Genomic DNA, 12,348 nt, shown 5'->3' with positions numbered 1-12,348 from the left:
ACGATCTCGCTTCGTGTAGCCTCGCTCATGGGACTTCTCCTTTGCCGCTCAGATTGACGACTTACATCTCAATCTTGGTGCCTCGACACCGATAGGGATTGGAGAAGTCCCTTCGTATTCCTCCTACCAGCGCGTTGAAAAGCGATTTTGCCGGGCCTGCGGAAAGTTGGAAAACGATGGTGGGTCTTGCTTTTTGCCTCCCCGTGGAAACGTTGGAAGTAAGGGGGCAAAAGGCAAGGCCTAACCCCGCCACATGGATACTACCGAGCGAGTTCTAATTCAGCTAGAACAGAACGAAGCTAAGGAGTAGCGCTGCGGTCGTCGGAATCATGCATTCCTGGCCATCTTTGAGCATGCTCCCCGCGCCCGGTAAGCCGATCAAAGTGCTTTATCCCGCGCGAGGACGGCAAAACCGGGCGGCAACTGCCTGCCCCGCCCGGAATCCATCGATCCGCTCGGTAGAGGATCCATTGCGGACATAAATAACGTCTGTCACATCAGAGACTTCTTGCTGCGTTGGAACCCAAATGCATAAAACCGACAGGCCACGGTAATCAATACAGTCGATCGTTCCAAGCACTGCAGTTCGGAGCGGCTCACTTAGTCCTGACTGCGAAAAATAATTGACCACGCGTCGCTTATATGTTTCCAAATCAACGCCTAAATGCGGAAGTTCCCGATCCACACCTACGACGTAGCGTGAGCCAACCTCGAGGGCTCTAACTGCGTCTAGTTGCTCGATTCGATTCCGATCCTGCCTTGAATCAGCCACACCAATAAAGATTGCGCCTGACGAGTCCGGGCCAATATTAGCAATACCACACACAGTTTCGACCAGACGCTGCAATAAATCGTCATTGGGTAACCGTGGACTCCCGAGGCTCAGCAGGCCTCGCTTACACTCATAGGCTGCCGTTTCGACACGTGATCGCCGGAGTGCGTTTTCAAAGCGAATAGCCAGCCCTGCGCCTTGTTGGGCCACACCTGGGATGCGCTCTTCAAAGAACGCTTGTATCAATCCTTTTGTTACGGCGACGTTTTGCGCCCGGGGAGCCGACCGAATTTGACCTGCCGACACATGAAGTCGACTCTGCAAATTTTGCAGTGCCTCCATGATGCGAACGCTATCGAATGGGGATTTCCCTTCCCTTATGCATAGCTCATAAAAAGCCATAAATATGGCATAGAAGCCCGTCTTTATGGGATTTGCGCCTGCATTCGGGTGAATTATTCGCCTAAGCGCGTTTGGACTTTCGTCTACCGCCTCGATGGTTTCTCGAATAACCGAGAATATGGTCACAATCGCATTCTTCAGAGCATCAACGCCATAAGAATTGAGCCGGACATTGATCTCCCGCGCTTGATCGGAATTAACGGCGTAATACTCATCTAGAGCGCTGCCGCTAAAGCCAAACGACTCACCCTCTAATATAGAAATTGCCAGATCGGCGATAAACTGCTCATCCTCTGCTTCGCGAAGCTGGTTGCGCCGTAGAATGCCATGTTTACACCAAAAAGTGTTGTCTGCACGCACCCCGTAGCTAGGTTCAGCACCGGCAACATCGATACTGACCTGCGGCATTTCCGAGAGATCCAATGAGTTGGCCGAAGCGTCGCCACGCAGCTCAGACGCGACCTCCCTTACAAAATTAGCAAACGGCGAGATTACACCAGCTTGCCGTTTCTCTTGAGCACTCAGCTGGCGCCCATAAGCATTGATGCGCCCGAATACCTCGTTTACTGCGTTCGGATCTGTGGCTGGAAACTCGGTCACAGCGAACGTGTACTCCAGAAGCCGAGCACATGCTCTTTCGTCCAATAGATGTTCTGGCGCCGTGACGGCTTTAAACCGACCTTCTTCCGCTATCTGCTTTGCTCGCGCTAGCTGTTCAACATCGAAATGGCGGCCGTCAAGGTCATAGCCATTTTCGATGTACGAAAAAACAGCGTTAAGGCGCTGCATCCCATCGATAATTTCATAAACCTTTCTTCTTTCTTCATCGACCTTCGTAGCAAGCAATATTAGAGGAATAGGATAGCCTCGAAGCATGCTGTCGATCAGTTTGCGTTTCTCATCGACTGTCCAAACCAGTTTTCGCTGATACTGCCTATTGACACGAAAATTACCTTCGGCGTATTCACGGTAGGCTTCTTGAACACTCATGCCGCGTGGAGTGACACTCATGCAAAATCCTTGTTGAGATTAAATTGATAATGTTGAAGGGACCATGTGTTGACGGGGTCAGATTTTGCCTTCTGCCTCCCAGTGGAAACGTTAGAAATAAGATAGCAAAGAGCAAGACCTAACCCCGCCGCCTGTTGTAGCAAAAGACGGGTGAAGGCCGGGAAAAGCAGCTCGTAGCCCATCAAATTCGTCCGTCCTCTCCCCGCGAATCTGAACTCACCCCACCCCCACCACCTCCCGCCTCTGCGATTCCCCCCCATTCCCCGCCCACCCCGCCAGAAACCCCGCCACCGCCCCCGGCTGCAGCGGCCGGCTGAACAGGAAGCCCTGCATCGCGTCACAGCCCTGGCGGCTGAGCATGCGGGCCTCGATGTCGGTTTCCACGCCCTCGACCACCGCCTCCATGCGCAGCGCGCGCGACAGCGCCAGGATCGTGTCCAGGATCACGCCGGCCTCGGGGGTGCGCGCCAGGTCCAGCACGAAGCTGCGGTCGATCTTGAGCGTGTCGAAGCGCAGCTTGCGCAGGTAGCCCAGCGCCGAGTAGCCGGTGCCGAAGTCGTCGAGCGCGATGCGGAAGCCCCGCGCGCGCAGCGCGTCGAGCGTGACCAGCGCCGCGCCCATGTCGTCGATGAAGGACGACTCCGTGATCTCCAGCTCCACGCGCTGCGGGCTCAGCCCCTGCGCGGCCTGCTCCACCGCGGCGAGGAAGCCCTCGTCCTTGAGCTGCGTGGCCGAGACGTTGATGGAGATGCGCGTGTCCCCGGGCCAGCTCCGCGCCTCGGCGCAGGCCTCGCGCAGCACCCACGCGCCGATGGCCGGCATCAGCCCGGCACCCTCGGCAATGGGCACGAACTCCGCGGGCGAGACGGTGCCGCGCTCGGGGTGGTGCCAGCGCAGCAGCGCCTCGAAGCCGCACACCGCGCCGCCGTCGGTGGCGATCTGCGGCTGGTACTCCAGCCGGAACTCGCCGCGCTCCAGCGCGCAGCGCAGGTCGCGCACCAGCGCCTTGCGCCGGCGCCCGTCCTCGGCCAGGTCGTTGTGGAAGAAGCGGTAGTGCTTGCCCCCGGCATGCTTGGCGGCGTAGAGCGCCACGTCGGCATGGTTCATGAGCGTGTCCACGTCGCTGCCGTCCTGCGGCGCCAGCGCCACGCCGGCACTGGCGCGCAGCTGCACGCTGTGGCCGAGCACGTCGGCCACGGGCTCCAGCGCCACGAAGAGGCGGTCCAGCAGCGGCTCGACCTCCTCGGCCGCGGCCGCGCCGCGCACCAGGATCACGAACTCGTCGCCGCCCAGCCGCGCCACGGTGTCGCTGTGGCGCGTCACCGACAGCAGCCGCTCGCCGAAGATGCGCAGCAGCTCGTCGCCGGCGGCGTGGCCGCGCGTGTCGTTGACCTGCTTGAAGCCGTCCAGGTCCATCAGCACCACGGCCAGCCGCGCGGCGCCGCCGCCCTGCAGCAGCAGGCCCTGCAGCTGCTCGCGGAACTGGTTGCGGTTGACCAGCCCGGTGAGCGCGTCGTTGTGCGCCAGCCAGCTCAGGCGCCGGTGCGCCAGGTGCTTCTCGGTGACGTCGGCCGCCACGCCGCGCCAGCCCTGCGCGGCGCCGCCCGCGCCGCGCAGCGGCCGCGCGCTCAGCGACCACCAGGTCTGCCCGTGGGGGCCGCAGAGCGTCACCACCTGCTCGCGAAAGGCCACGCCCGCGGCCAGCCGCTCGCGCAGCGCGTCCCAGTGCGCGCGCGCCTCGGCGCTGGCGGGCACGCGCCGGCGCAGCAGCCGCGCCGCGTCCACGCGCGCCAGCAGCGCCACCGGGATGCCCAGCGCCGAGGCCAGGCGCTGCGAGACGTTGCGCAGGCAGCCCTGCGCGTCGAGCTCCCAGCGCATGTCGCTGGCGTGGTCCTCGAAGTCGCGCAGCAGCAGCCCGATGAGCTCGTGCTGCCGGTCCGCGCGCGCCTCGGCCATCAGCCGCGCGCCGATGGTGCGCGCCGCCACCCAGGTGCTGTAGACCACCACCACGCAGTAGAAGACCATCATCGCCGCCAGCCCGGCGGCGTCGGCCAGGCCCGAGTGCCACAGGCCCCAGACGCTGCCCAGGCCCAGGCACAGCACCCAGGCCGTGGCGGCGCCGGGGATGTTGAACAGGGCGAAGCCCCCGGCGCACACCATGCCGGTGACGACCATGCCGATGATGATCTTGGCGTCCGGCGGCAGCCCCGCGAAGCACAGCGCCGGCAGCGCGCCCCAGGCGCCGCCGAGCAGCCCGGCATGCAGCGCGGCATGGCGCATCGCGCGGCGCGAGGCGCGCGGACGCGGCCCCAGCGCGCGGGCGCGCAGCCAGCCGCGCAGGCCCAGCACGGCCAGCAGCCCGATCAGGCCCAGCCAGGCCAGCACCAGCGCCGGCTGCACGTGGCGCCACACCACCACGCCGACGATGGCGGCGTTGCCCAGGTTGGTGAGCATCGACACCGGCGTGAGCCGCAGCACGGCCTGCAGCTGCCGCGCGCGGAAGGCGGCGGCATCGCTCTCGTCGGCCTCGTACACGGTGAAGAAGCGCCGCCAGGCCGGCGGCACGAGATGCCATGCCGCGGCTCGGCCCGGCGTTGCGGCGGGCGGAGCCTCCTGCGGTGGGAGGCCCGATGGAAGGTCGCTCGACATCTTCTTGTCCTTCGCGTCGGCACGCGGCCTCGTGGGCAGTGTGTCAACCACTCATTCAGGAGGGTCAAGCGACGGATCGTATCAGCCCCTTCACAGTTGTGACCGATGGCCGACGCCGGCTTGCGGACGTGTTGGGCATCGGCGCAACACCAGGCCGAGCCCGCACAGCCCCGCCAGCGCCAGCGCCCAGGCGCGCGGCTCGGGCACGGGCGTGAGCAGCACGGCCGCGCCCTGCCCGTCCACGTTGGCAAGGCCGGCCAGCTGCCCGGCGTCGTTGACGAGCTCCAGGCCCAGGTACCCCACGCGGGCTTGGTCGGCGGGGCGCAACAGCCCGGCGATGCCGTGGACCACGCCGCCGATCAGCAGCCGGTCGCGGCCGACGATCCAGCCCCGGTCGTTGATGTCCAGGGCCGGCAGGTCCAGCGTGGTCACCGCGCCGTCGTCGTAGCGGAACCAGCCGACGCCGCCGTAACCCACCACCTGGCCGGCGCCGTTGATGGCCCGGGGCTGGCTCTCGCCATACCCGAGGAACGAGTAGAGCGGCGTGGTGCGGTCGCGGTCAAAAAGGATCGCCCCGTCGGGCCCGTTGCGGTCGTAGATGGAGATGCCCACCGCCACGCCGTGGTCGTTGACGTCCGTGGCGTAGGACTGGATCTCTTCGGACAAGGGCTCCGAGAACCAGAGACGGGTCCCGTCGGAGACGGCGGCACGGGTTTGCGCCATGCCGGCCAGCCATTGCCCGTTCGGGCTGATCTGCTCCAGCTTGCCGGGCAGCGGCGTCATGCGGCCGTCGCGCCAGACCGAGGACTGGTCGTAACGGCCGGCGTAGCCCAGCACGTCGCCCCGGTCGCTGAGGTCGGTGATCTGGTCGAAGCGGTCGCCCCAGTCGGTGGCATGGCCCCGGCTCCAGACGAAGGCGGAGCCGCCGCTGCCGGAGGTGTTGAACGCCACTTCGCCCCGGTTGTTGAGCGCGGTGACGAGGGCCGTGGAGCCGGGCGTGCTCCGGTGCAGGACTTCGAGGCGGTAGCGCGGTGCGGCGCCGGGCGCCTCGGCAGCGGCGGCGGCCGGCGGCGCCGCCACGACGCTGGCCAGCGCCAGCAGGCACGACGCCAGCCCCAGGGCGCCGCCCCGCGGCACGGAAGGTTTCATGCTGGACATGCGGCAGCTCCTCGGCCGTCCCCCGACGGCCCGGTGCGCGCCAGCGTGCGCCGCCGCCCGCCGCCGCGGCGGCAACCCGCGGTGAGGGGCGTGACGCGGCGTCTCGCGCGCGGATTTCAAGGCGGGTTTTGCTGAGGGAGCGGCCTGCGCCCGGGCCGCGGCGCCGTCGTGGTGCGCGCGGCCCGCCAAGCGTGCAACCCTGCCCCCGTTTGAGGCAGGTCAAGCCACCGGCCCGGCACCGCTTTCCGGTGCCGTCCCTTGACACGCGCTCGTGGCACGGGCGTTGCTTTGGATCAAGCGACGAGAGTAGAAGCGTTCACCGCTGTCAGTGTGCGAAGGCCGGAACCGGCATTCGCGGCCCGGCGCAGCGGCCGGAAATTGCTCTCGAAGTGCCCCGGCCGGATTCGTTGCCGGGGTGACCACTTCGACCGCGCGCGGCCTGCCTGCCGCCGCGGGCCCTGGAGCGCTTCTTCGATGCTGACCACGCGCCAACCCGTCTTCCGCAAGTTCTGGCATGCCGTCATGCCGCTGACCGAACTGCAATCCGGCCCCCGACCCTTCACGCTGCTGGGCGAGGACATCGTGCTGTTCCTCGATGGCGACGGGAATCCCGCCGCGCTGCAGGACCGCTGCTGCCACCGCACCGCGAAGCTTTCCAAGGGCTTTTGCGACGGCGGCGTGCTGCGCTGCGGCTACCACGGCTGGGCCTATGACGGGACTGGTCGCGTGGTCAACATCCCGCAGTACGACGCGTGCAAGCCGATCCCGCCGGACTACCGCACGCGCGCCTACCGCTGCACCGCGCGCTACGGCTACGCCTGGGTGGCGCTGGAGGAGCCCATCGCCGACATCCCGGACATCCCCGAGTTCGGCGCGCCGGGCTGGCGCACCATCTTCCAGTTCCACGAGCGCTGGGCCACCAGCCCGATGCGCGCGCTGGAGAACAGCTTCGACAACTCGCACTTCAGCTTCGTGCACCGCGCCACCTTCGGCGTGGCCGCGCAGCCGAAACCCAGCCGCTACGAGCTGGTCGAGAACGAGACGGGCTTTTATGCCGAGACGACCATCGCCGCGGCCAACCCCGAGAAGTACCACCGCATCAGCGGCGTGACCGACGCGATCACGACGCGCCACATGCGCAACGCCTACTTCCAGCCCTTCTCGCGCCGGCTCGACATCGAGTACCCGTCGCCAAGCGACGGCCGGCCCGGGCGGCGCCACGTGATCATCAACTGCTTCACGCCCATCGACGACGGCCACATCCAGCTGTGCCAGTGGCTGTTCCGCAACGACACCGAGGACGACTGCCCGGCGCAGATGCTCATCGACTTCGACACCGAGATCACGCGCGAGGACCGCGACATCCTGGAGTCCACCGACCCGGACGCCGTGATCGACACGCGCCGCCGCGGCGTCGAGTTCTCGATGGAGAGCGACCGCCCCGGCATGCTCATCCGCAAGAAGCTGCTGGAGCTGCTCACCCGCCACGGCGAGCGCGAGATCCACCGCGGCAATGCGGATCAACCCGCCGTGATCCCGATCCAGGCCGCGGCCTGACGCCCCGTTTTCCCGTCCGGTCCCGGGCCTGAAGCGCCCGGGCCAGGCCGCGCCTTTGTCCGGTCCATGGCGCGGCAGCCCCTCGATCCCCCACCCCACCCCAGGAGCCTCACGATGAACCGCCGCCACTTCCTCCACCTCGGCGCCGCCTGCGGCGCGATGGCTGCCCTGCCCGCCCTCGCCCAGGGCTCGGCGGCCGGGCTGACGAAACTGCGCTTCACGCTCGACTTCCGCATCAGCGGCCAGACCGCACCCTTCCTGCTCGCGCTCTACAAGGGCTACTACCGCGAGGAAGGGCTGGACGTGAGCCTGGACGTGGGCAGCGGCTCGGTGGCCTCGATCACGCGCGTGGCCAGCGGCGTCTATGACATGGGCTTCGGCGACGTGAGCTCGCTCATCGAGTTCAACGCCCAGCAGGCCCCGGCCGCGCCGCCGGTGCTGGCGGTGTACCAGTACTACAACCGCGCCCCGTTCGCGATCATCGGCCGCAAGGACCGCGGCATCACCAACGACTTCGCAAGCCTCCAGGGCAAGCGCATCGCCGCCGCGGCGGTGGAGTCCACCAAGCGCTGCTGGCCCATGGCCGCGCGCCATGCCGGGCTCAAGCCCGACGCGCTGCAGTGGGTCACCACCGACTTCTCCGCGCGCGACAACGTGCTCGTGCGCGGCGACGTGGACGGCGCCACCTACTTCCACGACTCGGCCGTGTCGCTGTTCCAGCGCATGAAGCCCGAGGAGCTGAGCGTGCTGTCCTATGCCGGCACGGGGCTGGCGCTCTACGGCAACGCGGTGCTGGCCTCCACGAAGTTCAGCGCCGAGAACCCCAAGGCCGTGGCCGGCTTCGTGCGCGCCACCAACCGCGCGCTGCTGGAGACCATCGCCAACCCGGTCGCGGCCATGCCCTTCGTCAAGCAGCGCGAGCCCATCCTCGACGAGAAGGTGGAGCTGGAGCGCTGGCGCATCACGCAAAGCTACGTCATCGGCCCGGACGCGAAGGACCACGGCCTGGGCGACGTGCGCAAGGCCTTTGCCGAGGCGCAGCTGGCCGAGGTGGTGGAGACCTTCGGCCTCAAGGCGCGGCCGAAGCTCGATGCCGTGTACGACCTGTCGTTCCTGCCGCCGCGCGAGCAGCGGCTGCCCCGGGCGGCCTGAAGGGGAGCGCGCGCATGAGCCTTCCCACCGCTTTTGAAGCCTCTCCGGAAACCCTGGACGAGCGCGACGCGCTCTACCTGCGCCGCGCCATCGCGCTGTCGGCGCAGGCGCGCGAGCGCGGCAACCGCCCCTTCGGCGCCGTGATCGCCGACGCCCGGGGCCGCGTGCTGGCCGAGGCCTGCAACAGCAACGGCGAGAGCGGCGACTGCACCGCGCATGCCGAGGTCAACGCGCTGCGCCTGGCCGCCCCGAGCCACGCCCGCGAGGTGCTGGCCGGCGCGACCATGTACGCCTCGGGCGAGCCCTGCGTGATGTGCGCCGGCGCGATCTTCTGGTCGGGCATCCGGCGCGTGGTCTTCGGCATCGACGCCGAGCGGCTGCGCGACTTCCGCGGCGACGTGGCGCGGCAGCAGGACATCGCCCTGTCCTGCCGCGACGTCTTCGACGCCTCGCCGCAGCGCTTCGTCGTGCACGGGCCCTGCCTGGTGGAGGAGGCGGCCGCGCCGCACCAGGGCGCTTGGGCCAGCTGATGCCAACTCGTTGCGCCCCGGCAAAGGCGCTTCTCGACGCGCTGGTAGGAGGCCCGCTTGCGGGCCGAATCCGCGGCCTGGGCAGGGTTCGGCCCGCAAGCGGGCCTCCTACCGGCTCTGGCCGGCTGCCCGGCCACTGAGCCGTGTTTCCACGCGTTGGGGACGCGCAGCGCGCGGTGAACGACTCCTACCGGCTGCGGCCGGCTGACCGATGTTCCATCGGCCGGGACGAATGGATGCGAAATCGACAAAGCCGGCGTATTTGCAGGGAGTCGTCACCGCACGCCGGTAGGGGGCCCGCTTGCGGGCCGAACCCGTCAGCCCGGGGGACTGCAGCACGCGCCAACACCTGGATCAGATCCATTCGGCATCCCACCAGGAATAGTCGCCAAACTGTTGGCACAGCCCCGCGCGAAGCGGATTGGCGACGATGTACCGGGCAACGGTCATCAGATCCTCGTTCCGCCGCATCCCATGGTCGAAGAAGCCTGCCTGCCACACCTGAGCGGTCTTTGGATCAATGAGGCGGACGGCATGCGCGCTGCCCGATTTGAAGCGGTTCATGGTGGACGACAAGTCCGCACGGCATCCCAGCGTGAACAACCAATGCAAATGGTCCGGCATCAACACCCAAGCGTGCGAATGCAGCCAGCCGGCATCGTGCATCTGACGCATGACGCCTATGACTGCGCGTGCAAGCGGCAAGGAAATGAACAGCGATCGCCGCGAATCGGTCGAAGTGATGACGTGGTAAGGCTGGCCAGGAGTCGAAACCCTGGCAGCGCGAAGACGCTGTTGATGGGCCATGTTCGGTCGAATTGAACCCACAAGGCGCAACGCGTCTGCATTGGCGTAAACGCTCAGAACTCGGGGGGAGCTCGGCCCGCAAGCGGGCCCATGAGGAAACTCACGGCCGGCCGCCTGGTCGCCAAACCGTGTTTTCACTTTTGCGCAGGCCCAGCAAAGGCGCTTTTCAACGCGCTGGTAGGAGGTCCGCTTGCGGGCCGAATCCGTGGCCTGGGCAGGGTTCGGCCCGCAAGCGGGCCTCCTACCGGCTGCGGCCAGCCGTCCGGCCACCGCACCGCGTTTCCACTTTTGTGCCGCCCCGGCACAGGCGCTTTTCAACGCGCTGGTAGGAGGCCCGCTTGCGGGCCGAATCCGCGGCCGGGGCAGGGTTCGGCCCGCAAGCGGGCCTCCTACCGGCTGCGGCCGGCCGTCCGGCCACGGCACTGCATCTCCACTTCTGCGCAGGCCCAGCAAGAGAGTTCGGCTGGACGGCGGCGCCGGGGGCGTCGCACCATGGCCGCTTCTTTCAACGCGGAGCACGGCATGAGCGAACCCACCGGCGACACCCCCCTCGACGAGCGCGACGCGCGCCACCTGCGCCAGGCCATCGCGCTCTCCGCCCAGGCGCGCCGGCGCGGCAACAAGCCCTTCGGCGCGGTGCTCGTGGGTGCCGACGGCGGCGTGCTGGCCGAGGCCGGCAACACCGGTACCGAAACGCGCGACTTCACGGCGCATGCCGAGATGAACGCGCTGCGCCTGGCCGCCCCGCACCATGGGCGCGACGTGCTCTCCGGCGCCACGCTCTACGCCTCGGGCGAGCCCTGCGCGATGTGCGCGGGAGCGATCTTCTGGAGCGGCATCGGGCGTGTCGTGTTCGCGCTGGACATCGCCGGCCAGCAGCGCGCGGGCAAGCCGGCGGAGATCGCGCTGTCGTGCCGCGAGCTGCTGGCCGCGGCGCCGCGCCCCATCGAGGTGCTGGGGCCCTGCCTGTCGGCCGAAGCGGCCATGCCCTTCCAGGGCGCCTGGTAGCGTGGCGCCGGGCATGCGCCCCGGGCCGCCCGCCGGGTGGCCCCGGGAAGGCATGCCAACTGCCATGGGCCGCTGCATCGCGCGCCGCCGTCCCGCGCGCCCCGGCCCCGAGCCTTCGGACCTCCTGGAGAACCGTCCCATGCCCACCGTCTTCGACACGATGGCCGCGCGGCTGCGCGCCGCCTGGAAACCCCACAAGCAGGCCACCACGCCGCGCGCGTTCCGCTGCCAGTGCGGGCGGCCGGTGTTCTTCCGCAACAGCAAGTGCCTGGCATGCGGCACGGCGCTGGGCTACGAGGCGCAGGCCGCGCGCGTGATGCCGCTGGAGCCCGCGGGCGAGCACCTGTGGATCGAGTTCGGCGCCGGCCCCAACGCCCCGGCCTGGCGGCGCTGCCAGAACTTCGACGCCGCGGCGGCGTGCAACTGGCTCATCCCCGCCGACGAGAAGGACGCCCAGGGCCAGCTGCGCCTGCTGTGCGCGGCGTGCCGGCTCAACCACACCATCCCCGACCTGTCGGTGGCCGACAACGCGCTCTACTGGAACCGCATCGAGACCGCCAAGCGCCGCCTGGTGTCGCAGCTCATCGGGCTGGGGCTGCCCGTGACGCCCAAGGTGGACGACCCCGAGCGCGGCCTGGCCTTCGACTTCCTGCGCGCCCCGGAAGGCGGCCCGCCGGTGATGACCGGGCACGACAACGGCCTCATCACCATCAACGTCGAGGAGGCCGACGACGCCAAGCGCGAGAAGCTGCGCGCGCAACTGCGCGAGCCGTACCGCACGCTGCTGGGGCATTTCCGCCACGAGGTCGGCCACTACTACTGGGACCGCCTGGTGCGCGACACCGACTGGATCGAGCCCGTGCGCGAGCTCTTCGGCGACGACCGCATGGACTATGCCGCGGCGCTGAAGAAGAACTACGAGGAAGGCCCGCCCGCGGACTGGCGCAACCGTTTCGTCAGCACCTACGCCAGCTGCCACCCGTGGGAGGACTGGGCCGAGACCTGGGCCCATTACCTGCACATGGTGGACACCGTGGACACGGCGCTGTCCTTCGGCATCGACGCCGACGACGTGGAGATCGACGCCGAGCCCTGGACGAAGGAGGCGCTGTGGCGCCCCGAGGACAAGGACGCCGAGGCCTTCCTGGGCTTCCTCAACGCCTGGATCGAGCTCACCGCCGTGCTCAACGAGATGGCGCGCAGCATGGGGCAGCCCGACTTCTACCCCTTCGTGCTGCCCCAGCCGGCGGTGGCCAAGCTGCAGCTCATCCACGCCATCGTGCGCGGCGCCGGCGCCCCGGT

The 12,348-nt window shown here is 67.9% G+C and carries 10 protein-coding genes; 5 read left to right on the top strand and 5 right to left on the bottom strand.

What is annotated here, in order from left to right; all coding sequences use genetic code 11:
• Positions 1–388: 388 nt before the first annotated feature.
• The 4 genes from FJ694_RS34595 to FJ694_RS34580 all read right to left on the bottom strand — a co-directional run bounded on the left by FJ694_RS34595 (position 389) and on the right by FJ694_RS34580 (position 5,992).
• Positions 389–2,185, bottom strand: a complete 1,797-nt coding sequence (locus FJ694_RS34595; RefSeq protein ID WP_157272067.1) for a DUF262 domain-containing protein — start codon at positions 2,183–2,185, stop codon at positions 389–391.
• Entirely contained in the window at positions 2,182–2,367 is a 186-nt protein-coding gene (locus FJ694_RS34590; protein WP_157272066.1) for a hypothetical protein, read from the bottom strand. The genes FJ694_RS34595 and FJ694_RS34590 overlap by 4 nt, the downstream gene beginning before the upstream one ends.
• 34 nt (positions 2,368–2,401) lie before the next feature.
• Positions 2,402–4,750 (bottom strand): putative bifunctional diguanylate cyclase/phosphodiesterase, encoded by a 2,349-nt coding sequence (locus FJ694_RS34585; protein ID WP_198321160.1) that lies wholly within the window; start codon positions 4,748–4,750, stop codon positions 2,402–2,404.
• A gap of 174 nt (positions 4,751–4,924) precedes the next feature.
• Positions 4,925–5,992, bottom strand: coding sequence for a DUF3466 family protein (locus FJ694_RS34580; protein WP_157272064.1), 1,068 nt, complete (start codon positions 5,990–5,992; stop codon positions 4,925–4,927).
• A gap of 474 nt (positions 5,993–6,466) precedes the next feature.
• On the opposite strand from FJ694_RS34580, the gene FJ694_RS34575 reads away from it, so the two are divergent.
• From FJ694_RS34575 to FJ694_RS34565, 3 genes are all read left to right on the top strand, one after another.
• Entirely contained in the window at positions 6,467–7,549 is a 1,083-nt protein-coding gene (locus tag FJ694_RS34575) for an aromatic ring-hydroxylating dioxygenase subunit alpha (protein ID WP_157272063.1), read from the top strand.
• Between the two features lie 114 nt (positions 7,550–7,663).
• A complete protein-coding gene (locus FJ694_RS34570; protein ID WP_157272062.1) occupies positions 7,664–8,701 on the top strand; it encodes an ABC transporter substrate-binding protein in 1,038 nt (345 codons plus the stop codon).
• Between the two features lie 14 nt (positions 8,702–8,715).
• Complete coding sequence (locus tag FJ694_RS34565; RefSeq protein ID WP_157272061.1) at positions 8,716–9,231, top strand: nucleoside deaminase; 516 nt, start codon at positions 8,716–8,718, stop codon at positions 9,229–9,231.
• 354 nt (positions 9,232–9,585) lie between these two features.
• Here FJ694_RS34565 and FJ694_RS34560 read toward each other — a convergent pair whose 3' ends face one another.
• Positions 9,586–10,038 (bottom strand): REP-associated tyrosine transposase, encoded by a 453-nt coding sequence (locus tag FJ694_RS34560; RefSeq protein WP_157272060.1) that lies wholly within the window; start codon positions 10,036–10,038, stop codon positions 9,586–9,588.
• A gap of 522 nt (positions 10,039–10,560) precedes the next feature.
• Between FJ694_RS34560 and FJ694_RS34555 the strand changes: the two genes are divergently transcribed.
• On the top strand, positions 10,561–11,046 hold the full coding sequence (locus FJ694_RS34555; RefSeq protein WP_157272059.1) for a nucleoside deaminase: 486 nt from the start codon (positions 10,561–10,563) through the stop codon (positions 11,044–11,046).
• A 139-nt stretch (positions 11,047–11,185) separates the two neighbouring features.
• Positions 11,186–12,348 (top strand): zinc-binding metallopeptidase family protein (locus FJ694_RS34550; protein ID WP_157272058.1); only part of this gene is annotated, 1,163 nt, incomplete at its 3' end.

This window comes from Azohydromonas aeria, from assembly GCF_009760915.1.
Taxonomy (GTDB): domain Bacteria; phylum Pseudomonadota; class Gammaproteobacteria; order Burkholderiales; family Burkholderiaceae_C; genus Azohydromonas; species Azohydromonas aeria.
This window is presented reverse-complemented; position numbering and strand designations above follow the sequence as displayed.